At 31.9% G+C, this 23,405-nt stretch carries 24 protein-coding genes; 19 read left to right on the top strand and 5 right to left on the bottom strand.

What is annotated here, in order from left to right; translation table 11 throughout:
* The first annotated feature begins 64 nt into the window (after positions 1-64).
* From ACJBCC_RS03155 to ACJBCC_RS03085, 15 genes are all read left to right on the top strand, one after another.
* The gene (locus ACJBCC_RS03155) at positions 65-607 is read left to right on the top strand and encodes a DUF4382 domain-containing protein (RefSeq protein ID WP_407556375.1); all 543 of its coding nucleotides are present in this window, start codon (positions 65-67) and stop codon (positions 605-607) included.
* 196 nt (positions 608-803) lie between these two features.
* The gene (locus ACJBCC_RS03150; protein WP_299098427.1) at positions 804-1,805 is read left to right on the top strand and encodes a MoxR family ATPase; all 1,002 of its coding nucleotides are present in this window, start codon (positions 804-806) and stop codon (positions 1,803-1,805) included.
* A gap of 119 nt (positions 1,806-1,924) precedes the next feature.
* Positions 1,925-2,788, top strand: coding sequence for a DUF58 domain-containing protein (locus ACJBCC_RS03145; protein WP_299098428.1), 864 nt, complete (start codon positions 1,925-1,927; stop codon positions 2,786-2,788).
* Between the two features lie 75 nt (positions 2,789-2,863).
* Positions 2,864-4,549, top strand: a complete 1,686-nt coding sequence (locus ACJBCC_RS03140) for a hypothetical protein (RefSeq protein WP_407556527.1) — start codon at positions 2,864-2,866, stop codon at positions 4,547-4,549.
* Positions 4,549-5,553, top strand: a complete 1,005-nt coding sequence (locus tag ACJBCC_RS03135) for a VWA domain-containing protein (RefSeq protein ID WP_299098430.1) — start codon at positions 4,549-4,551, stop codon at positions 5,551-5,553. Before ACJBCC_RS03140 ends, ACJBCC_RS03135 begins: the two co-directional genes overlap by 1 nt.
* Complete coding sequence (locus ACJBCC_RS03130) at positions 5,546-6,583, top strand: VWA domain-containing protein (protein ID WP_299098431.1); 1,038 nt, start codon at positions 5,546-5,548, stop codon at positions 6,581-6,583. Before ACJBCC_RS03135 ends, ACJBCC_RS03130 begins: the two co-directional genes overlap by 8 nt.
* Before the next feature lie 68 nt (positions 6,584-6,651).
* Complete coding sequence (locus ACJBCC_RS03125) at positions 6,652-7,485, top strand: aerotolerance regulator BatC (protein WP_299098432.1); 834 nt, start codon at positions 6,652-6,654, stop codon at positions 7,483-7,485.
* A gap of 80 nt (positions 7,486-7,565) precedes the next feature.
* Entirely contained in the window at positions 7,566-9,338 is a 1,773-nt protein-coding gene (locus tag ACJBCC_RS03120) for a BatD family protein (RefSeq protein ID WP_299098433.1), read from the top strand.
* A 1-nt stretch (position 9,339) separates the two neighbouring features.
* Positions 9,340-10,098, top strand: a complete 759-nt coding sequence (locus tag ACJBCC_RS03115) for a tetratricopeptide repeat protein (RefSeq protein ID WP_407556374.1) — start codon at positions 9,340-9,342, stop codon at positions 10,096-10,098.
* A gap of 87 nt (positions 10,099-10,185) precedes the next feature.
* Positions 10,186-10,428 carry a hypothetical protein gene (locus tag ACJBCC_RS03110; protein WP_407556373.1) on the top strand — a complete coding sequence of 81 codons (243 nt, stop codon included), beginning with the start codon at positions 10,186-10,188 and terminating at the stop codon, positions 10,426-10,428.
* 91 nt (positions 10,429-10,519) lie between these two features.
* On the top strand, positions 10,520-12,121 hold the full coding sequence (locus ACJBCC_RS03105; protein WP_407556372.1) for a SulP family inorganic anion transporter: 1,602 nt from the start codon (positions 10,520-10,522) through the stop codon (positions 12,119-12,121).
* A gap of 4 nt (positions 12,122-12,125) precedes the next feature.
* The gene (locus ACJBCC_RS03100) at positions 12,126-12,926 is read left to right on the top strand and encodes a universal stress protein (RefSeq protein WP_407556371.1); all 801 of its coding nucleotides are present in this window, start codon (positions 12,126-12,128) and stop codon (positions 12,924-12,926) included.
* 39 nt (positions 12,927-12,965) lie between these two features.
* Entirely contained in the window at positions 12,966-13,592 is a 627-nt protein-coding gene (locus ACJBCC_RS03095) for a carbonic anhydrase family protein (RefSeq protein ID WP_407556370.1), read from the top strand.
* Between the two features lie 11 nt (positions 13,593-13,603).
* The gene (locus ACJBCC_RS03090) at positions 13,604-14,278 is read left to right on the top strand and encodes a DUF2490 domain-containing protein (RefSeq protein ID WP_407556369.1); all 675 of its coding nucleotides are present in this window, start codon (positions 13,604-13,606) and stop codon (positions 14,276-14,278) included.
* Between the two features lie 69 nt (positions 14,279-14,347).
* Complete coding sequence (locus tag ACJBCC_RS03085; RefSeq protein WP_407556368.1) at positions 14,348-16,210, top strand: SulP family inorganic anion transporter; 1,863 nt, start codon at positions 14,348-14,350, stop codon at positions 16,208-16,210.
* Positions 16,211-16,282: 72 nt separating this feature from the next.
* On the opposite strand, the gene ACJBCC_RS03080 is transcribed toward ACJBCC_RS03085, so the two are convergent.
* Positions 16,283-16,801 (bottom strand): CvpA family protein, encoded by a 519-nt coding sequence (locus tag ACJBCC_RS03080; protein WP_407556367.1) that lies wholly within the window; start codon positions 16,799-16,801, stop codon positions 16,283-16,285.
* A 190-nt stretch (positions 16,802-16,991) separates the two neighbouring features.
* On the opposite strand from ACJBCC_RS03080, the gene ACJBCC_RS03075 reads away from it, so the two are divergent.
* From ACJBCC_RS03075 to ACJBCC_RS03065, 3 genes are all read left to right on the top strand, one after another.
* Positions 16,992-17,348 carry a hypothetical protein gene (locus ACJBCC_RS03075; RefSeq protein ID WP_407556366.1) on the top strand — a complete coding sequence of 119 codons (357 nt, stop codon included), beginning with the start codon at positions 16,992-16,994 and terminating at the stop codon, positions 17,346-17,348.
* Positions 17,349-17,435: 87 nt separating this feature from the next.
* Positions 17,436-18,455, top strand: a complete 1,020-nt coding sequence (gene pheS / locus ACJBCC_RS03070; RefSeq protein WP_407556365.1) for a phenylalanine--tRNA ligase subunit alpha — start codon at positions 17,436-17,438, stop codon at positions 18,453-18,455.
* A gap of 3 nt (positions 18,456-18,458) precedes the next feature.
* The gene (locus tag ACJBCC_RS03065) at positions 18,459-18,854 is read left to right on the top strand and encodes a hypothetical protein (RefSeq protein WP_407556364.1); all 396 of its coding nucleotides are present in this window, start codon (positions 18,459-18,461) and stop codon (positions 18,852-18,854) included.
* Positions 18,855-18,910: 56 nt separating this feature from the next.
* Here ACJBCC_RS03065 and ACJBCC_RS03060 read toward each other — a convergent pair whose 3' ends face one another.
* On the bottom strand, positions 18,911-19,912 hold the full coding sequence (locus ACJBCC_RS03060; RefSeq protein WP_407556363.1) for an NAD(P)H-dependent glycerol-3-phosphate dehydrogenase: 1,002 nt from the start codon (positions 19,910-19,912) through the stop codon (positions 18,911-18,913).
* A 211-nt stretch (positions 19,913-20,123) separates the two neighbouring features.
* On the opposite strand from ACJBCC_RS03060, the gene ACJBCC_RS03055 reads away from it, so the two are divergent.
* Positions 20,124-21,068, top strand: a complete 945-nt coding sequence (locus ACJBCC_RS03055; RefSeq protein ID WP_407556362.1) for a nicotinic acid mononucleotide adenyltransferase — start codon at positions 20,124-20,126, stop codon at positions 21,066-21,068.
* A 134-nt stretch (positions 21,069-21,202) separates the two neighbouring features.
* Here ACJBCC_RS03055 and ACJBCC_RS03050 read toward each other — a convergent pair whose 3' ends face one another.
* The 3 genes from ACJBCC_RS03050 to ACJBCC_RS03040 all read right to left on the bottom strand — a co-directional run bounded on the left by ACJBCC_RS03050 (position 21,203) and on the right by ACJBCC_RS03040 (position 23,370).
* Positions 21,203-21,574 (bottom strand): hypothetical protein, encoded by a 372-nt coding sequence (locus ACJBCC_RS03050; RefSeq protein ID WP_407556361.1) that lies wholly within the window; start codon positions 21,572-21,574, stop codon positions 21,203-21,205.
* The gene (locus ACJBCC_RS03045) at positions 21,571-21,966 is read right to left on the bottom strand and encodes a hypothetical protein (RefSeq protein WP_407556360.1); all 396 of its coding nucleotides are present in this window, start codon (positions 21,964-21,966) and stop codon (positions 21,571-21,573) included. Before ACJBCC_RS03045 ends, ACJBCC_RS03050 begins: the two co-directional genes overlap by 4 nt.
* A 102-nt stretch (positions 21,967-22,068) precedes the next feature.
* Positions 22,069-23,370, bottom strand: coding sequence for a TlpA family protein disulfide reductase (locus ACJBCC_RS03040; RefSeq protein WP_407556359.1), 1,302 nt, complete (start codon positions 23,368-23,370; stop codon positions 22,069-22,071).
* Between the last annotated feature and the right edge of the window lie 35 nt (positions 23,371-23,405).

The raw sequence follows: 23,405 nt of genomic DNA, 5'->3' as shown, positions 1-23,405 counted from the left end.
TGAAAACATTAATAATTCAATATTATTGAGGGAGAATAATTCATTAGCCCAAATCATGAAATCTATGAAACCAATAAAATATTTTGTCCTATTCTTAATAATTTCATTAAGTTTTTCTAGTTGCACCAAAGATGATTTAGGTAGAAGTGAGAACAAAGCAGCGATATCAGTAAGCTTAAAAAGTACTACAGATGAGCTTAGTAAGGTTTTTCTCGATATTGAAGATGTGCAAATAAGAGTTGATAATAATTCGTCTAACTCTTGGGTAAGTTTAAATGCCATTAACACAGGAACTCATAACATATCTGACTTAGCAGCTGATACTGAACTGTTATTAGTAGATCACATAGAAATTGATCCTAGTTACATTTATGAAATAAAATTAGTACTTGGTGATACTAACTTTATGGATATTAATAACGTAATAATTAATTTAGAGGTAGATGAAAATACTATAGCTTCTAATTTAGTACAAAGAGAATTTGAAGGGAATCATATTTACCAAGTGATTTTAGAATTAGATTTAGATCAATCTGTGCAATTCAATAGCGAAGAAAACACTTTGATTTTAGATCCTAAGCTACAAACTGAAATCAGAAAATTTTAGGATTAGTTAGCCCTAACCCATAATTAATTCTTAAAATGAGTGATACTTCGGTGTTACTCATTTTTTTTAACCAATTGTTAACAGCATGCCACGAAAAATTTTAACATTTTGCATCCTCTAAAAAATTAATAAGTCACTAGTTGTAAATATCTCAAAATGGTATTACATTAGTTTTGTTCTTAAACCCTTTAAAATAATGGAAGAAACGAGTACAGTTGACATAAAGTCAATTAATGAAAAGATTGAAAAAGAAAGTGCATTTGTCGATTTATTAACCTTAGAAATGAATAAGGTTATTGTAGGGCAAAAGCACATGGTAGAGCGTTTACTAATTGGTTTATTAGGTCAAGGGCATATTTTATTAGAAGGTGTTCCTGGTTTAGCAAAAACGTTAGCCATTAATACATTATCTAAAGCAATTGATGCTAGTTTTAGTAGAATACAGTTTACTCCAGATTTGTTACCTGCAGATGTTGTAGGTACATTAATCTTTAATATGAAGGAGAATGACTTCACAATTAAAAAAGGACCAATTTTTGCCAATTTTGTTTTAGCAGATGAGATTAACAGAGCACCTGCAAAAGTGCAATCTGCTTTGTTAGAAGCGATGCAAGAGAAACAAGTAACTATTGGTGATGAAACCTTTATCTTAGATAAACCATTTTTGGTAATGGCAACAATGAATCCGGTTGAGCAAGAAGGAACATACCCATTGCCAGAAGCACAAGTGGATCGTTTTATGTTAAAGACAGTTATCGATTATCCAAAAATTGAAGAAGAACAAATGATTGTAAGAGCCAATTTAAAAGGGTCTTACGAAAAAGTTAACCCAGTAGTGTCTATTGCTCAGATTTTAAGCGCTCAAAACTCAGTTAGAGAAGTTTATATGGATGAAAAAATTGAGAAGTATATTCTCGATATCATCTTTGCTACGCGTTACCCAGAAAAATATAGACTAGGAGATTTAAAACCTTTAATATCATTTGGTGCTTCACCTCGTGGAAGTATCAACTTAGCAACTGCTGCTAAATGTTATGCTTTTATAAAACGAAGAGGTTATGTAATACCAGAAGATGTACGTGCAGTTGTGCATGATGTTTTACGTCATAGAATAGGTATTACTTATGAAGCTGAAGCTGAAAATGTTACTTCTGAAGATATTATTAATAAGATTGTAAACGAGATCGAAGTACCATAAATGAGTTTTTAATATTTAGTCAGTCATAGTGAGGAGTTGTTTACTGAAGACTGATACTAAATATAAAAGGTACAACCGCACTAAACTGAAAACTGCGACAGAAAACTGTTTACTAAATAATGGACACTAAGGAATTACTTAAAAAAGTACGAAAAATAGAGATTAAGACACGTCGCTTGTCTGATCATATATTTGGAGGTGAATATCATTCGACTTTCAAAGGTCGTGGTATGACTTTTTCTGAAGTACGTCAGTATCAGTTTGGCGATGATGTAAGAAATATAGATTGGAATGTAACCGCAAGAACTAATCTACCTCACATAAAAGTTTTTGAAGAAGAACGAGAGCTTACCATGATGCTTATGGCAGATGTTTCTGGCAGTAAATTATTTGGAACAAAAAATCAATTTAAAGATGAAATTGTAACAGAAATAGCTGCAACATTAGCCTTTTCTGCTACTCAGAATAATGATAAAATAGGTTTGATTTTGTTTTCAGATGAAATTGAATTATTCATTCCACCAAAAAAAGGACGTTCTCATGTTCTAAGAATTATCCGTGAGTTATTAGAATTTCAACCTAAAAGTAAAGAGACTAATGTCTCTGAAGCCCTAAAGTTTTTATCTAATGTAATGAAGAAGAAAGCCATTGTTTTTGTGCTTTCAGATTTTGTAGCAGATGATTATAAACATAATTTAAAAATAGCAGCAGGCAGACACGATATTACAGGCATAAGAATTTACGATAAACACGAAGCCGAAATTCCTAACATTGGCATGGTACAAATGGAAGATGAAGAAACTGGTGAAGTAATGTTAGTTAACACAGCCTCTAAAAAAGTAAGACAGAACTACAGTAAATTTTATAACGAAAAGGTACATTATTTTAAAGAAAGTTTTGCTAAGTCTGGTTCTGGAGCAATAGATTGTAGAGTAGACGAAAGTTATGTGAAGAAATTGCTGGGATATTTTAAGCAAAGGTAATTATTTGTGTGAAGTGTTAAGGTTAAAGAGAAAAGAACAAAGAAAGAAGTGAAAAGTATAAAGTATAAAGCAAGTATATTAGTAGAAAGTAATAGTGCATCTGTATGCCGTTTACAATCTTCAGTAATTGGGCTATTTTCTATATTCTGTTTCTTGTCTTCTTTTGTAATGTCTGCTCAAGTAACTTCTGCTGTTGATACCACAAAAATTAGAATTGGTGAGCAAATCAATTATCAAATAAATGTTGAAGCAGATTCGTTATCACTCGTTGTTTTTCCTGAAGGGCAAACATTTACACCATTAGAATCTGTAGAAGCTTTAAAGATAGATACTATAAAACAAGACTCAAAATTCTTGTTATCTAGAGTTTATAAATTAACACAGTTTGATTCTGGTGTTTATACCATTCCAAGACAAAAAATCATTATTGATGAAAAACCCTTCTTAACGGATTCACTAAGAGTCGTTGTAAATACCATTGAGGTTGACACTTCAAAACAAAAACTTTACGATATAAAACCTATTATCGAAGTAAACAAAAGCTCAAGTAATTGGTGGAAGTGGCTTTTAATTGCGTTAGCAATAATAGCGTTAGTTGCATTTTTGTTGTATTGGATTATTTGGCGAAAAAAACCGCTTTCTGAAGAAGCTAAAATTGCCCTATTACCACCATATGACCGTGCAAAATTAGCGATTAAAAAACTCGATGAAAGCGATTACTTAATACGCTCAGAGGTAAAAGAATATTACTCAGAATTAACCTTTATTATCAGAAAATACTTAGATGAGAAAGTTTATGATCGAGCGCTCGAGAGTACAACAGCAGAACTTATTAAGAGATTAAACCTATTAAAAGATGGTAATCAGGTACCTTTATCTAAGGAGACCATTCTACATATAGAATCAATTTTACAACGTGCAGATTTAGTGAAGTTTGCAAAATCTGCGCCAGATATTGAGCTTGCTGAAATGGACAAATTAACCATTGATAAAGCTATAGATAATGTAAAAATTAGCCTGCCAGAACCATCTGAGGAAGAAAAACTATTAGACCAAAAATATAAGGAAGAACAAGAGCGTAAAAAGAAACGTAAAAAAATCTGGATTACAGTAGGTATTTCCGTGTTCTTAATCTTAGCAACTCTTGTTGGTTTTGGAATGAAATATGGTTTTGGTTATGTAAAAGATACAATAATAGGTCACGAGAGTAAAGAGCTGTTAGAAGGCAAATGGGTAGAAAGTGCTTACGGATTTCCACCTATTTGGATTGAAACACCAAGGGTTTTAAAACGACAAGAAGTTAAATTACCAGAAGTATTAGCAGGTAAAGCTAAAATGAGCGTTTTTGGCTACGGAAGTTTAATAGAGCGTTTCTATATTCTAACAAGTACAACATTATTGAATAAGCCAGAAAGCGAAAATCCAGATGAGCAAAAAGCAATAAATATTGAAACTGTTGTAGAGGGTAACTTAAAATCTTGGGAAGCAAGTGGTGTCGAAAATATTATTACCAAAAATGAAAAATTTGTAACGCCAAATGGTGCAGAAGGCGTTAAAACGTATGGAACAGCTCAGTTCCCTGGGATAACACCTAATAGTTTTGAAAAAGGAGAGTATACACTCTTTAGTTTTACCACAGAGAACGTTATTCAACAGATCGTTTTAATTTGGAGAACAGATGATGCCTATGCTGAAGATATTATTGAGCGTATTACAGATTCTATTGAGTTAAAACCAGCGGAAGAAGAAAAAGAGAATTAATGTTAGAGCAAATACAATTTTTAAATAAAGAATTTTTTTGGCTGTTGTTGCTTTTACCACTAGCCATAATTTGGTATGTTTTAAAACACAGCAAACAAACTGCTGAGTTAAAAATATCGAGTACGAAAGGATTTAAAAACACCTCTTCTTTTTGGACAAAATTTAAGCACTTATTATTTGCCTTACGCTTAATTGCTTTGGCACTTTTAATTACAGCATTGGCAAGACCACGAACTGTAGATGTATCAACAAAGACAAAAACAACTAGTGGTATTGATATTGTTATGGCAATTGATGTGTCTGCAAGTATGTTAGCCAAAGATTTACGACCAAATAGATTAGATGCCTTAAAAGAAGTAGCAGCAGATTTTATTGATGGGCGACCAAATGATAGAATTGGTTTGGTAGAATATGCAGGTGAAGCCTTTACAAAAACGCCAATTACTAGTGATAAATCAATAGTACAACGTTCGCTAAGAGATATAAAATACAATACGATTATAGAAAGTGGTACCGCAATTGGTATGGGTTTAGGAACCTCTGTAAATAGGTTAAAAGATAGCAGAGCAAAAAGTAAAGTTATCATTTTGTTGACTGATGGTGTAAATACATCAGGACAGATAGATCCAAAAACAGCAAGTATATTAGCTGTAGAATATGGAATAAAAGTGTACACCATAGGTTTAGGAACAAATGGAATGGCTTTATCTCCAATTGGCTTTAATCCTAACGGAACTTTTAGATACGGTAGAGCACAAGTAGAAATAGACGAAAATTTGTTAAAAGAAATAGCCGAAGAAACAGGTGGAAAGTATTTTAGAGCGACTAATAACGACAAGTTGGCTCAGATTTACGACGAAATTAATAAGCTCGAAAAAACCGAAATTGAAGAAAAGAAATATTACAATTACGATGAAAAATACAGGCCATTCATTCTTTTAGCTGGTTTGTTATTATTGATAGAATTATTATTAAGAAACACAATATTTAGAAGCTTTGTTTAGACTCGATGAAACAATATGGTTTTGGACGTTACTGGTAATTCCGGTAATAATTTTGCTATTTGTAGTTTTACAATTATGGAGACGTTCTGCACAAAGAAAATTCGCGGATTCTGCATTGTTAAAACGCCTTAGTCCTAATCAATCATTATTTAAAAGTATATTAAAGATAATAGTACTTTGTGGTGCTTTTGCTTGTTTGTCATTAGCTTTAGTAAACCCCAAAATAGGAACAAAATTAGAAACTGTACGTAGTGAAGGTGTAGATGTAGTATTTGCAATAGATGTATCTAAAAGTATGTTAGCAGAAGATATTGCACCAAGCAGATTAGATAAATCTAAGCAATTGGTAACGCAAATCATTAACAGTTTAGTTAGTGATAGAGTTGGTATTATCGCTTATGCAGGTAAAGCATTTCCGCAATTGCCTATAACAACAGATTATGCCTCTGCAAAAATGTTTTTGCAGAACATGAATACAGATATGCTATCTTCACAAGGAACGGCAATTAGCGAAGCTATTCAGCTTTCAAAAACGTATTTTGATAATGAAGATCAAGCCAACCGTGTGTTAATTATTATTTCAGATGGAGAAGATCATGATGGTGATGCTATGGATGTTGCAGAAGAAGCTGCAGAGCAAGGCATAAGAATTTATACCGTTGGCGTAGGTGACCTAAAAGGAGGTCCAATTCCTATTAAACGTAATGGAGTTATCTTAAATTATAAAAAAGATAACCAAGGCGAAACCGTAATTACGCGTCTTAATGAAACAACCTTAAAAGAGATTGCATCAGAAGCGAATGGCGTTTATATTAATGGCAGCAACACGTCTGAGGTCGTTAAAACCCTTACAGGTGAATTAGCAAAAATGGATAAGCAAGAATTTGAGTCTAAGCAAATAGCAGATTTTAAAGATCAATTTCAATGGTTTCTTGGATTAGGCATCTTTTTATTGTTTATTGATATATTTTTCTTGGAGCGAAAGACAGCATGGTTGAAAAAACTTAACTTATTCAATGAAAATTTTTAGAATTTCTTTAACGCTAAGTCGTTAAAGGCTTTAGTAATTTAGAGATCGTTTTTTAAAATTATTACAATATGAGATTTTATATATTCATTATTACAATTTTAATTGGTGGACTTGGTTTTTCACAAAATCAAGACGAGTTACAATTAAAAGCAGAAAAAAGCGCAACAGACCTTGTTTATAAAGCTAATGAGCTTGTAGGTTCAGATAATTATATAGAAGCAGAAATGGAATATAGAAAAGCCATTTCAGAAGCACCAAATAAAGCTGTTGGTGCCTATAACTTATCGCACTCGTATTTTAGAAAAGGTAATTTTGAAGAATCCTTATTTAGAAGTCAAGAAGCAGCTAAGAATGCAACTACTAAAGATGAAAAACACAGAGCATTTCATAATATGGGTAATATTTTAATGCAAAACGAAGCTTGTAAAGAAGCCGTTGAAGCTTTTAAAAATGCATTAAGAAATAATCCAAATGATGAAGAAACACGTTATAATTTTGCGTTAGCAAAGGAGTGTGCAGATCAGCAAAACGATGGAGGAGGTGAAGATAACAAGGAAGACGAGAATAAAGACGAAGAACAAGATAAGGAAGACGAGCAAAAGAAAGAAGACGAAAATAAAGACGATAAAGATAAAAAGGACGAAGGCGACCAAGATAAAAAGGATGGTGACAAGGAAAAAGATGAGGACGGTAAGCCTAAAGACGAAGATAAGAATGATGGTAAAGGAGATAAAGACAATAAAGATCCAAATCAGAAACCGAAACCACAGCCAGGAAAAATGTCTCCTCAACAGGTAAAGAATATTCTCGAAGCTATGCAAAATCAAGAGCAAAAGGTTCAAGAAAAAATGAATGCCGAGAAACAAAAAGGCGTTAAAGTAAAAACAGAGAAAGACTGGTAAAACGAGTTACGATTATAGAATTACAATTTTTGATTTAAATAAACTGAATCTTAAAACAAAAATTTAGAGTCGTCCACATTATGTACATCAAAAAACACATATCAATACTATTTTTAATACTTGCAGCAAGTGTAGCTTCTGCACAAGTAAAATTTGAAGCTAAAGTCAGTAAGAAGAAATTAGGCGTTAATGAGCGACTTAGAATCGATTTTGAGATGAATCAAGATGGCGATAATTTTGATCCTCCAAGTTTTGCAGATTTTGATGTTGTTGGTGGTCCTAATACTTCAGTAAGTAATTATTCTAGAAATGGTCAACGCTCTTATAATAAAACATACAGTTACTTTTTAGCTCCAAAAAAACGAGGAAAATTCACAATTAAACAAGCTAAGATTGAGATTGATGGCGAAACTTATAAAACCTTTCCTATAACAATAGAGGTTACTAAAGCTGTAAGTAAGCCTAATGGAAATACTGCAGCCTCAGATGCAGCCTCAGAAAATATTCATTTGGTGGCTGAGGTTTCTAATTCTAATCCTTATCTTAATGAAGCCATAACCGTTGTGTATAAATTATATGTGTCACCAGATATTGGTGTAAGCAGTAATTGGCGTGAAAAGGAAATTCCTAGATTTAATGATTTTTGGAATCAAAATATTGAAATAAAAGGTCTTAACGTATTAACAGGTGAGTATAAGGGTAAGGAATATCGTTATGTGGTTTTAAGAAAAACAGTACTTTATCCTCAAAAATCTGGACGTTTAAAAATTGAACCTTTAGTGATGGATATCACAGCTGAAGTACCTTCAAATAAAAGAGATATTTTTGGTAGAGCACTAATGACCAAAGTTCCAAAAGAGGTTACAGCAGGAAGCAGAATAATAAATGTAAAGCCTTTACCAGAAGAAGGGAAACCATCAGATTTTAAAGGAGCAGTAGGTGATTTTTCTTTTAAGGTAACAACTTCTAAAACAGAATTAAATGCTTCAGAATCATTGCAAGCAAAAATAGAAGTAAAAGGAAAAGGGAATTTAAAGTTATTTGAATTACCAAAACTAACGGTTCCGAGTTCATTAGAAGTTTATGAGCCAGAACATAAAGAAAGTGTACGTACTAATTTAGGTGGTATGCAAGGTGGTATTTCAGATACATATACTATTGTGCCTCAATATAAAGGTAAATACCCTGTGCCAAGTATTTCGTTTTCATATTTTGATCCAGAAAAGGAGAGTTATAATCGTATTACATCAGATGAGATAATTATAGATGTTATAAGCGGTCCAACAGCCACAAGCGGAACAGCAGAAAATGTGACAGCAAATACGAAGCAAACAGTCAATGCCAACGCAAATACATTTTCTTTTATTAAAACGTCATCTAATTGGGTAGATCAAAAATCAGAGCCATTTTTTCAATCATCAGCCTTTTGGACATTAACCTTATTACCATTCTTAGCAATTCCTTTAGCTATTGTTATAAGACGCAAACGTGATGAACGTAATGCAGATGTACAAGGTAATAGAATAAGAAAAGCAGATCGTTTAGCTAAAAAGTATTTGAGTGAAGCTAAAAAAACGATGGGACAAAAAGAGTCGTTTTATTTAGCTTTAGAAAAAGCACTTCATAATTATTTGAAATCAAAATTGAATATAGAAACAAGCGATTTTAATAAGGAAAAAATTGAAGGATTGTTAACCGAACGTAAGGTTGAAAGCTCTGTGGTTTCAGATTTTATTTCCATTTTAGAAAATTGTGAATTGGCACGATACACGCCAATTGAACAAGTGACAATGCAGAATGATTATGATAAAGCGGCTAAAACAATTTCGTTAATTGATAAACAATTGAGATAATATGAGAGCTATTACCTTCTTACTTCTATGTTGTTTAAGTTTTATGGGCTTTTCGCAAAATGACGCTATTTTTGCTGAGGCAAATGCACTGTATAATAACGGTAAATACGCCGAAGCTATAGATAAATATGAATCTATCTTAGGTTCAGAACAACATTCTGCGGAGTTGTACTATAACCTTGGTAATGCAAATTATAAACTGAATAACATTGCTCCTAGTATTTATTATTTTGAAAAAGCTTTACTACTAAATCCTAATGATAAGGAAATACAAAACAATTTAGCGTTTGCTCAAAACATGACCATAGATGCTATAGACAGCGTTCCTAAAGTTGGCTTTTCTAGACTTATCAATAATTTAGTAAACACATTTAATACAGATACATGGGCGAAAATAGCTGTGGCTGGCGTTTTATTATTTGTAGTTATATTTTTGGCTTATCATTTTTCTTATAATACTTCCAAAAAACGAATAGCCTTTGTAACGAGCATTGTTAGTTTACTAATAGCTTGTTTTTCGGTTGCTATGGCATTTCAGAAATCAGCAATAGATAAAAAGGATAATCCAGCTATTGTATTTACTCAAGAGAGCAGAGTAAAAACAGATCCTAACCAGGCAAGTGAAGAAGTGTTTAGGTTGCATGAAGGTACCAAAGTTCACGTTATAAAATCTTATGAAGATTGGAGTAAAATTCAACTTTCAGATAACTCAACAGGATGGATTCCTGCAAAAGATATTAAATTATTAAAGATTTTTTAACACAAAAACAGTAATTGCATATTATATTTGCGGCTTATGCAAAAAAGTACGAAATATAGAATTGCCGTTTTTTTCACCATAATTTTTATGGCTCTTATATCGGCACCAACTATAATTTCATCTATCGATGATACTATAGATATTACGTGTTTTTTTAGTATAAGTGAAGAAGAAGAAAATAATAATGCAAAACTTCTTTTTGATAAAGATCATCAAATTTCAGAATCGTTATTTGAAGATCCTTTACCTACAAATTTCATTGGGTACACCTTTAAAAACTACTCAATACCACATCTCAATTTAATTTCTCCACCACCCGATTTTATTTAGTAATTGTATTGTTAGACCTACAGTGTCTGTCCCTAATTAATTATTAAATCAACTATTGAAAAGAATTCAATAGTATAAATCATTATAACAAATGTTTAAAACATTAAAAAACGACTTACCAGCAAGTGTCGTTGTATTTTTCGTCGCATTACCTTTATGTTTAGGTATTGCTTTAGCTAGTGGAGCGCCTCTATTCTCTGGTTTAATTGCAGGTATTATTGGAGGAATAGTAGTAGGAGCCTTAAGTGGTTCTAAAATTGGAGTTAGTGGACCTGCTGCAGGTTTAGCTGCCATTGTATTCACTGCCATTCAAGATTTAGGTTATGAAAGCTTTTTATTAGCTGTTGTTTTAGGAGGTGTTATTCAATTAGTTTTTGGTATTCTAAAAGCTGGAGTTATTGGGTATTATTTTCCATCTTCTGTAATTAAAGGCATGCTAACAGGTATTGGAATTATAATTATCTTAAAGCAAATTCCTCACTTTTTTGGGATGGACAAAGATCCTCAAGGAGATTTTGCCTTTCTACAAATAGATGGTGAAAATACATTTACAGAGCTTTTGAAAGCTATAAATGCATTAATTAGTGGTAACGTAAGTGTTGGTGCAACCGTTGTTGCATTAATCGCTATGGTTATTTTATTGTTATGGTCTAATGTACTTTCTAAAAAAGGAAAGTTTTTTCAAATTGTTCAAGGACCATTAGTTGCAGTGGCTGTTGGTATAATTTTTTATGTTTTAACGTTAGATACAAGTTTAAATATTTCTATGGATCACTTGGTAGCAGTACCAGTACCAGATGATTTTGATAGCTTTTTAGGTCAATTTAATTTTCCGGAGTTTGGAGCAATCACCAATCCTGCAATTTGGGTTACGGCATTTACAATTGCATTAGTGGCAAGTTTAGAAACTTTATTATGTGTGGAAGCTACAGATAAATTAGATCCTCATAAAAATGTTACACCAACGAATAAAGAGTTGTTTGCGCAAGGAACAGGTAATATTATCTCTGGACTTATTGGAGGTTTACCAATCACACAAGTAATTGTAAGAAGTTCTGCTAATATTCAATCTGGTGGTAGATCAAAATTATCAGCAATAATTCATGGATTCTTATTATTAATTTCTGTTATTTTAATTCCTACCCTTTTAAATAAAATTCCTTTATCAGTATTGGCGGCAATTCTATTCATTGTTGGTTATAAGTTAGCAAAACCTGCCTTGTTTAAAAAGATGTACGATTTAGGTTGGAAACAATTTATCCCTTTTACAGTAACTGTATTAGGAATTGTATTTATCGATTTATTATACGGAATCGGTTTAGGGTTGTTAGTAGGTATCATTGTAATTTTATTAAAAAGCTACCAAAACTCTCACTTCCTTCATATACAAGATAAGAGTAACGGGAAACATAGAATTAAAATGGATCTTGCAGAAGAAGTAACGTTCTTTAACAAAGGTGCTATTTTAAAAGAATTAGATAGTTTACCAAGAGATACATATTTAGAACTCGATGTTACTAAAACAAGGTATTTAGATCATGATATTATTGAAATTCTTGATGATTTTGCATTTAAAGCAAAAGAAAGAAATATTGATATTAAGTTAATTTCTAAACGAGGGATTGTAGAAAATCCACCTAGTTTTATTGAGTTTTTTCAATTGAGGCCAAAATCTAATATTAGTTTAAGTTAAGAATATGAAAGCGGCAAAATATAAAATATTAGTGCTTTCAGATTTTAAAAAGACGGTAAATACGCTATTAGATAACAGTGTTAGTTTAGCAAAAATGATTAATGCAGAAGTATCATTATTTCATGTTAAAAAACATATTGATATCGTAGGTGGAGACAATCAATTATCTGCTATTAGAGCCTTAAACGAAGAGCATAATTCAACCAAAAAAACGATTGATACAGTTGTAAATACGTACAGACAAGATTACGATTTAAAAATTAGTGGTAGTTATGCCTTTGGCAAAATAAAAGAAGAGATTCTTAAGCAAATAGAGAGTTATCAGCCAGATGTTATTGTTGTAGGCCATAGAGTAGCTAATCCTATTCAATTTATTGGAGATAGTTTAACTAAGTTTATTTTAAAAAAATTTAAGGGTCCAATAATGATATCTTCAGATAAGAACGTATTACAACCTAATAAAAAATTAACCTTAGGAGTTTTTAATGATTCAAATAAATTTTTTGAAACTGAATTTTCAAAAGATGTTATAACACATACAGAATCGCCATTAAAATCTTTTAAAATTACAAATAGTCAAAATGTAGACACCAATAGTAATGTTATTAAAAAACAAGACATGGTAGAGTACATTTTTGAACAAAATTCTAATACATTAACAACACTCTCATCCTTTATTTTAAAGAATAATGTGAATTTATTATGCGTAGATAGAACACCAGAAAACAAAAGCAATACTAAACCAGCACCATTAAAAGACGTGCTGAGTAAGCTAAATGTTTCGTTATTAGTATCTAGAGCGTAATAAAAAAGAGGTATATTAAAACATAAAAAAACAAAACACATGAAAGCACATACAAAAGAAACACAAGACACTATGACACCTGCAAAGGCTGTACAGTTTTTGCAAGAAGGAAATGAAAGATTTCAAAAGAATTTAAAGGCTAATCGTAATTTATTGGAGCAAGTGAATGATACAAGTGAAGGTCAATTTCCTTTTGCTACAATTTTAAGTTGTATAGACTCACGAGTTTCAGCAGAATTAGTATTCGATCAAGGTTTAGGAGATATTTTTAGTGTAAGAATAGCAGGTAACTTTGTTAACGAAGATATTTTAGGAAGTATGGAGTTTGCGTGTAAACTTGCAGGTACTAAACTTATTGTTGTATTAGGTCACACAAGTTGTGGTGCAATAAAAGGCGCATGTGATCATGCAGAAATGGGTAATTTAACTAAGCTAATTGAAAAAATTACTCCTGCAGTGAACGCAGTATCTTCACCAGAAGATGAAAGCTCAAGAACGTCTAAAAATTTAGATTTCGTCAACGAGGTTTCAAAGAAAAATGTTGAGTTAACTATTGATAGAATTCATGCTGAAAGCCCAATTTTATCAGAAATGGAAAAAGCAGGAGAAATTAAGATAGTTGGCGCTATGTACGATATTCACTCAGGTAAGGTAGATTTTTATTAAAACTCTATTTTATGAGGAAGATGAAAAAGAAAGTAAATATTGCAGCATTAATCTTGGGATTAATGCTGCCTTTTTTTGCATTAAGCCAAGATAGTAACTTAGGAAATTGGTTAATTTATATTGGTAATAAAAAATTGAACTCTAAATGGAATATCCATAATGAAGTTCAGTATAGAAATTATAATGCAATTGGCGACTTAGAGCAATTACTCTTGAGAACAGGTGTTGGCTATAATATTACTGAAAATGATAATATTTTGTTAGGATATGGCTATATTTTATCTGAGAATTATATAGGTGAATCAGATGATAAAGTGTCGGTGAATGAACATCGTATATTTCAACAATATACTACTAAGCAAAAAGTTGGTAAGGTAGCTCTTAGTCATCGTTACCGATTTGAACAACGTTTTGTGGAGAGTGATTATAAAATGCGTTTTAGGTATTTTTTAGGCGTAAAAATTCCGTTGCAATATAAAGAAGAAGGTGAGAACCCGTTATATGCCTCTATGTACAATGAGATTTTTTTAAATTCAAAATCTTCAGTATTTGATAGAAATAGAGTATTTGGTGGTATAGGTTATAAATTTTCTGACGCACTTAGGTTAGAATTAGGTTATATGAACCAATTCTTTGAAAATTCTAGCAGAGATCAAGTTAATGTAATAGCCTTTGTTAATTTCTAAAAAAATAATTCGCTTTAATTTTATGTTCTATAAGATTTAGATTACTTTAATAAAAACTAACAATCAGTTATGAAGAATTTGTTTTCGAATATAAAAGGTGATGCATTTGGAGGAATAACTGCCGGAATAGTTGCCTTACCCTTAGCGTTAGCTTTTGGAGTTTCGTCTGGTTTAGGACCAGAAGCAGGTCTTTATGGTGCAATTTTTATAAGTTTCTTTGCAGCACTATTTGGAGGTACAGCCACACAAATCTCTGGTCCAACAGCACCTATGACTGCTGTAAGTATGGTTGTCATTGCAGGTATTGTAGCTGCTAACGACGGTAGTGTTGAAAAAGCCTTACCAGCCATATTAATTGTGTTTTTAATGGCTGGACTGATACAAATAGGCTTGGGCTTTTTAGGTTTGGGAAAATATATAAGATACATTCCTTATCCCGTAGTTTCTGGTTTTATGACGGCAATTGGTGTCATTATTCTATTAACACAGATATTACCATCAATAGGTTATTACCCTAAAGAAGATGAGGCATTTGTAGAAAATTTTAAGCCTCAAGCTGAGGAAGTAATACTCGAAAATATTTTAAAGGAAGAAGCTGGCGAAGGTATTTTAGTGCTCGAAAATTTTAAAGAAACCATAAAACGGTCCGACCAGATTACTCCAGCTCAAATTTTAACTGAATCACAAACCTTAGCAGCCAAAGATGCTTCTGGTACTGTTGGCGCCATTAAGGTGTTGCCTAGAGCTTTAAAACATATTAATTGGCTAGAGCTTGCTTTGGCATTAGGAACTATATTTATTATTTATGGTTTTAAACGCATTACCACTGTAATACCAAGTACGTTGGTAGCGCTTGTTGTTATGTCTGGAATTGCTTATGGTTTCAACTTAGGTTATAGGCCTATTTCCGAAATTCCAGGAGGCATTCCAGTTCCTAGATTAGAAATGTTTACGACGTTTAGTTTAACGAGTGTTACGCCATACATTTTCACAGCATTAACCTTGTCGCTCTTAGGAGCAATAGATTCCTTGTTAACAAGTGTGGTTGCCGATAATATGACAAAAACGAAACATAAACCAAATAAGGAATTAATTGGTCAAGGTATTGGTAATAGTATTGCAGCTGTTTTTGGTGGAATTCCAGGTGCAGGAGCAACCATTAGAACGGTTGTTAATATTAATGCAGGAGGAAAAACCAAATTATCTGGTATGATTGCAGGTGTTATGCTTCTTTTGATTATGCTAGCCTTGAGTGATGTAGCTTCAAAAATTCCAGCAGCCGTTTTAGCAGGTATATTAATTACAGTAGGTATTGGTGTTATGGATTATAAAGGATTAAGAGCAATACCAAGTTTGCCTAAGGATATTAAATTTGGACCTTTAAAATTAAGTTCTGAAGTATTAATAATGCTGGTTGTTTTAGTGTTATCTACATTTTGGGATTTAATTTATGCAGTTGGTATTGGATTAGTCATAGCATCGCTAATGTTTATGAAAAAGATAGGTGATTTAACGGCAGAACGCTCTGATGTAAAATCTCTAAAAGAAGAAGCGTGGGCAGATGAAGGTAAATTTCCAGAAAGTTTAAAAGAAGAGGTTTTTATTAAACACGTAAAAGGACCTTTGTTTTTTGGTTCTACTAGTGATTTTCAAGCTTTAACAGAGCAGATACCGCAAACGGCTAAAACCGTAATTTTAAGATTAGGACGTATGCAATATATGGATCAATCTGGTCTTTATGCCATGGAAGATATGCTACAAGAATTAAAGAAAAACAATGTTGAAGTCTTATTTGTAGGACTTCTAAAACAACCAAGATATATGATGGAACGTATTGATATTATTCCAGATTTCATCCCGAATGAACATATTTTCGAAGATTTCAAAACCTGTTTAAATTGGGTAAAGGATAACGTTGATGATATATATTAGTGCAAATCATTTAAATTAGAAAACAGAACATTATTTCAGGTAGAATAGGTGTTTAAAGCTATGGTTGGAGTTTTAAGAGGAAGCTTCATCGCTAATTATAGGCTCGTCTTCACTCTTAATTAAATTAGGGAAAATCATAGGTGCCAAAGATTTTACAGGTTTGTAAAGCATACTTTCTTCTAAATCTTCTTGTTCCATAAAAGGCAACGTATTGTTCATTTTATGAAATACAATTAAAACAACACTTAGAATTAAGCCTATTTTAAGCGCTCCAAAAACACCACCTGCTAGTTTGTTAATAATACCAAGCGCAGCAAAATCTGCTAGTTTGGTCAATGCTTTACCAGCTAACCCAATAGCCAAAACTATAACAACAAATGTAATAGCAAAAGCAACGATATTGATGGTTCTTTCTTCCCAATCAACCTTAGACTCTAAAAATTCTGCAGCGAAACCACTAAAATGAATTGCGCCATAAACACCTAGAACCAATGCAACTAAAGACGCAACTTCAACAAAAAGGCCTTTAAATAAACCTCTAATAAATCCAAATAGTAAAAGGGCTGCTAAAACAATATCAATAATACTCATACAACTAGCGGTTTAGACAAAAGTACGTGAATTTTGTCATTTTAATATAATAACGTAATTGAAGATACTTTAGTTTATTAACTTTGAAGCTTGATACGATTTTGAACTTAAAGTTGTAATTATATACAACTCATAACTTTGAGTTTTGAAACAATAATAAAAAGGATTCCTGTTTTCGCAGGACGTAAACATGGCAAGAGACGAACAATTAAAAGAGCGATGGAATTTAGTGGTAGAAAAACTCTCTAACCAATTTGCTGATGGAGATCAGTTAGATCTCGATTCTATAATTTACTTAATAGGCGTACAAGAACTAGGGCAGCTTCATAGAGAATATAAAAAAGACCATAAGTTAGATTTAATGCATATTGCAATTTGTAAAATTTTAGAACCTTACGGTTTTTATGAATTTGATTTTGTTGATGATGACGGTTGGCCACATTATAAAGTTTTAGCTCAATTACCGCATCTAAAAGCAGGAGAGCAAAGTATATTAATGAAAGAAGCTATTGTAAATTATTTTGTAGAAACGGAATATATAGACTAGTTTCAAAGGTATACAACTACAATAACTCGTAAAAAAAAACTAAATTTGCCGACTCTTATAGAGATACTGAATTAAATTCAGCACAAGATGATAGACAAGATAAAAGAACTTATTGCAGAAGCAGAAGCTTTTAAAGCGCAATCTAAAGAAGAGGTTGAAGCTTTTAGAATTAAATATTTAGGGTCTAAAGGCCTTTTAAAAGAATATTTTGCTGAGTTTAAAAATGTAGCAAACGATCAAAAGAAAGAGTTTGGCCAAACTATTAATCAGCTTAAAAAAACGGCTGAAGATAGAGTTAGTGCCTTAAAAGAAGCTCTAGAAAGTGAAGAGGAAGATAAAGGTATTTATGGCGATTTGTCTCGTCCTGGAGAGCCAATTTCTATTGGAGCACGTCATCCTATTTCTATAGTAAAAAATGAAATAATTGACATCTTTTCGCGTATTGGTTTTAACGTAAGTGAAGGACCAGAGATTGAAGATGATTGGCATAATTTTACTGCATTGAATTTACCAGAATATCATCCTGCTAGAGATATGCAGGATACGTTTTTTATTCAAACAGATCCAGATATATTATTACGTACGCATACAAGTTCTGTACAAGTACGTTACATGGAAAATAATCAACCACCAATTAGAACAATTTCGCCAGGTAGAGTGTATAGAAATGAAGCGATTTCAGCACGTTCTCACTGTTTTTTCCACCAATTAGAGGGTTTGTATATTGATAAAGATGTGAGTTTTGCAGACTTAAAGCAAACGCTACAGTATTTTACGACTGAACTATTCGGAAAATCTAAAATTAGATTGCGCCCATCTTACTTCCCATTTACAGAGCCTAGTGCAGAAATAGATGTGTTTTGGGGATTAGAAACTGAAACAGATTATAAAATAACCAAAGGAACTGGTTGGTTAGAAATTGGAGGTTGTGGAATGGTAGATCCAAATGTATTGGCAAACTGTGGCATTGATGCTAATGAATACTCAGGATTTGCTTTTGGTGTTGGTATAGATCGTATTGCTATGTTATTAAACCAAATTAGTGATATTAGATTGTTAAGCGAAAATGACGTCCGTTTTTTAGAGCAATTTAAGTCAGCCTTATAAGCTTTGAAGAAAGATATTAAAATACCAGAAGTAAAAGATGTTCATGTTGCAGTCGTAAAAGAACAACATTTAGAATATAAAACTCAAGACTGGAACGCTTACATCATCAACAATAGCGATAAAGATTTAGAAACAGTTCTTATTGTATCTAGAGGTTACAACGATAAAAAGTTAACGCCTTTAATGCGACATACCATTGCTAAATTACCTGCAAGAAGCTACGCTAAAATTGAATATCTTCAAGAAAAGGTACTAGAACTCAATAACGAGTTTAAAATCACGTTTTTTGAAAGTAATCAAATGTTCGATAAGACCTACGTGTTTAGAAAAAACACCATCAATGAAAAGGCATTACAAACTATTCCTTTAATGCAATTAAAAGGTGTGTTAGTAAAATAATTCTTGAATATTTCACACTTAATATTGTGCTAAAAGTGAATGGCTAATGTCTAAAGCTAATCGAGCTTATCCGTCAATTTCTTAAACACCTTCTTAGCATCTTTTCCTTCATATAAAATAGCATGAACAGCATTAATAATAGGAAGTTGCGTTTTTTTCTTGTTCTTTTTATTTAATTCAAAAGCACTTTTGGTCGCATAAAAGCCTTCTGCAACCATATTCATTTCCATCTGAGCAGATTTTACAGTGTAACCTTTACCAATCATATTACCAAACATTCGGTTCCTTGAGAATACAGAATATCCCGTTACTAACAAGTCGCCTAAGTACGCTGAGTTGTTAATATTACGCTTCATCTTGTGCATTTTTTTGATAAAGCGTTTCATCTCTCTAATGGAATTACTCATCAATACACTTTGAAAATTATCGCCATAGCCTAAACCATGTGCAATACCTGCAGCAATAGCATAAATGTTTTTAAGCATCACAGCGTATTCTATACCAATGATATCATCACTAATTTTTGTTTTTATATAATTACTCGATAAATTATCTGCTATGTTTTGTGCTTTTTCTGCATCAGCACAAGAAATCGTTAAATAAGATAAACGTTCTAAAGCCACCTCTTCAGCATGGCATGGACCAGCAATAACAGCAATGTTTTCAAATGGAATATTATAGACATCATGAAAATGCTCACCAACTAATTTTCCTGTTTCTGGCATAATACCTTTTACAGCAGATACAATGGTTTTATTGCTAATATCTGTGTTTAGTTTTTCTAACTCTGCATGAATAAATGCAGATGGGATTACAAAAATGAGTATATCTGCCCAATCTGCAATTTCATTAATATCATTGCTTAGTTTTAATTGTTCAGTATGAAACTCTACTGAACTCAAATAACTAGGATTGTGTTTTTCTTTTAGAATATGTTCTTTTGCATAAACACTTCGCATATACCAGCCAATTTCATTTTGGTTTTCACATAGCATTTTTACAATGGCAGTCGCCCAACTTCCGGCACCAAAAACAGCATATTTTGTGGTATTAATCATAGAATTAAATCGATTTAGTATATCAAATGTAAGGAAAATTTAAAGAATTAAAATTTGCTTTATTTTACTTTGATTATCAGCAATTAAGCTTTGTGTTGCTTGGTGTTATTCATTTTATGTCTTACAAAAAAGACCACTAATTACCTCTGCAATTATTTTTTTGGCACGCGTTTTGAAACTATACATAATGTAACCCTAAAACCGTTAGATTATGAAAACTTTAAAATTACTATTAGGATTTGCATTAGTTGCAACACTTTTTACATCTTGTTATGTAGAAGACGTACATTATAATGATGAACCAGCAATTTCATTAAATCAGTTATTAAATTCATATGATTTATGGTATGTTGATATTAACCAAACACAAGGTTATGGAGAAACACCGTTTTTACAGATAGCTTTTACAGTATCATTTCAAAATGGTGTAATGTATGCTAATAATAACTTAGTTGGTATAGGAAGTCAAGGGAATGGTTATGGTGTACAGATAGGTACATATGATGCCTACGATATGATTTTAGACGTTAACCATATTATTGACGGTTATGATAGTTTCGATGTTTACCAAGTAGATTACAACACTATTGAATTGTATAATCCGTTTAACGATACATCATATTTTTTAGAAGGCTACCAACGTTCTAATTTTGATTACGATTTTGTGTTTTATGACAATATTCATTATTTCTTACAAGAATATGAAGCATGGGAAAAAACATATACAAGCAATTATGGAGCCTTAAATGATTTTGATAATGAAAATTATTTACAATTCTTATCTGGTGGAAATGATGACACTTTTAGAAGTTCTCAAGATGCTAATATTAACAACATCAATAATATTTATTGGGATTTCATTGGGAATTATAGTGTAGGAAACATGTCTGGTAATATGTACCAAAAAACATTAACATTAGATTATGATTTCTTTGACAATGAATTCTTCGAACTGAGCGTTATTAATGATAGTAAGATAGAGTTGTACCACTCAAATTCTGGTACAGTTTACGAGTTTAAAGGCCGAGGATATATTCAGTATTACAGAGATGCACCAACAGAAGGTAAATCAAATATACAGACAGACGAACTTAAAAAGCGTAAGCAAACAACAAATAGAGTAGAGAATACTAGAGAAAATACAAGAAGTATTTAGGAATATATAGATACAAAAGAAGCTAAATTTTGGTTGGTTATTTAGTTTCAAAACGCTCAGACAAAACACTTGTTTTTCTGAGCGTTTTCTTTTTATTAATTATACAAGGTGTTAGGCAACGTTTTTTATTCTTTTCAATTCTTTAATTTATATTCAGATAACCAAATTTGAAATCCCATTGCTTGAGTTCCATTTCCGTCAGCAACTTTTTTTATTATTTTCAATGCGTTTTGTTCAGTTTTTTTGTCAACGTTTAGTTTTTCAAGTATTTGTGTAGCAACCCAAAGATTAGTTTTGTTCTCCTCAACATTAAGCAATTCCGAAAAGTTTAGAATCTCAGTTTCGTTATTGTTTTCCGAAAGTAAATGCACAATCTTATACATTTTGGTAACAGCAGAATTATTTCTTTTTACAGATTTTTTGTCCGAGTAATCTATTTCTGCACAGATTTTAGTCAGATTTAGATATTCCGTTTTTAATTCGTCTATGTTTATTTCTCTAATCAATTTGAGTCCAGAAATATATTCCGATTTTTTCCAGTAATAGAAACTGAAAGTCCGGCTATAATTAATTCAGATGCTAGATTATGATTTTCCGCAAATCCAGTTAAATGATGCCAAGGACTTTCTTGAGTTGCTGTGATTTTATAATATTGTTTTTCATTCATTTCAATTACTTTGACTAGCACTTGCCAATCTTGATAATCATTTTTATTCGTAAACAATAATTCAGCGTGAGATGTAAATACCCAAACAGGTTCGTGCTTAATTAATTCTAACGATTTTATTAATTCACACATCATTTCAGGCATTTTTTTCCATTGAGAAGGCCATTCTTTTGGGTCGTAAAACTCAAGTAATGTTCTGCTTTGTTGTCCTGATATTTGTTTTAATTCCATTCAGATTGCGATTTTTCTCAAATGTTGCCTAACGTTTAATATGAAATATAGTTCTTCTAAATTAAAATATGTAAATCTGAATTTAGAGTTGTAAAAAAGATTCTACAAACCTTCAATTAAAACTTTTAAGTCTTCAATCTCGTATGGTTTAGCCATAATAAGTTTATCCGCACTTAATAGAAAGTACATAGGAGTGGCAGAAACACCATATGTTTTAACTGTTGGGTTTTCCCATTTACCTAAACCAATCTGGTGTGTAAAATCTGGATAGTTTTTAATTTCTTTATCCCAATTGTTATCCTCGTTTTCTAAACCAAATGCAACCACTTTAAGGTTAGATTTGTTGGCTACCATCTCTTTTACTTTAGGTAACTCGTCTAAACAATGACCGCAAGCACTACTCCAAAAAACAAGTAAATAATATTCCGACCCTTTTAATTGGTGTAAACTAGTATCTTGTCCATTAGAAGTGATATCAAAATTAGGCGCTACAGTACCAATAGATGTGTTTTTGAATGAGGTTACCATCTCTTCTAATACCTTGTTATTTGTTGATTTTGCTAATTCAAGAAGATGATTGTCCGTGATATAATTAGCAACTTCATGATTTTCTCCGCTTACAAATTGGTGCCATAACATTTCAAGTAAGCTTGTTTTAATAATTAAATCATTATTAGGTATAGCTGCGGCAACATCATCAATATGAGATTTAAGTATGGCATTTGTTGGGTTATCTACCATATTAAAAACATAGGCATTTACTCTATCTACTAAAAACGTTGAGCTCTGAAGTAAGTAATCACTAAAATTTACATGACTTAAATAATGTTGTTTTAAGTTATTAGAATACGTTGAGATATCTTCATATTCTTTAGGCATATATGGACTATTAGCTATAATGAAACTGCTCACTAATTTATCTTTAGCTAAGTCTTCATAAGCCAGCTGCGTATCATTTAAAGTTTTAAAGATAGCGTTAAACCCTTTTTCATCTTTAATACCTTTATTGTAATAGTTACTGATGGTATGGTTTACCATTTCCATACTTTTTAGGTAAGAAGCAAAAAGTTTATTCTCTTCAGATTCTGTGAAGTTGACACCACTTTCTTGATTAAAATCAAAGGCAACGGTTTCCTTTCCGTCGTAGATTACATCAAAATTATTCTCCTCTGGCGGAACTGCATATACAATTTTATAAATACCTGCTTCTAAAGAGTCGCTTAGTTTTATTTCAAACTGACCATTTTTATCTAATTGCCCTCTGTCTATATAATTGGCGCCTTCTGGTGTTGCTTTATATAAAAACGCATATGAATAATCTTCTGCAGGCGAGAATGTTCCTTTTACACTTTGTGCTATAGTTAGCATAGGTAAAATCAAAAATAGAAATAATATGTTTTTCATTACACGGTGTTTTTTATCTTGGAAATGACTTCAAT

This window comes from Winogradskyella sp. 4-2091 (assembly GCF_045765065.1).
Taxonomy (GTDB): Bacteria; Bacteroidota; Bacteroidia; order Flavobacteriales; family Flavobacteriaceae; genus Winogradskyella.
The sequence above is the reverse complement of the archived record's forward strand: the minus strand, read 5'-3'. Positions and strand labels throughout refer to the sequence as shown.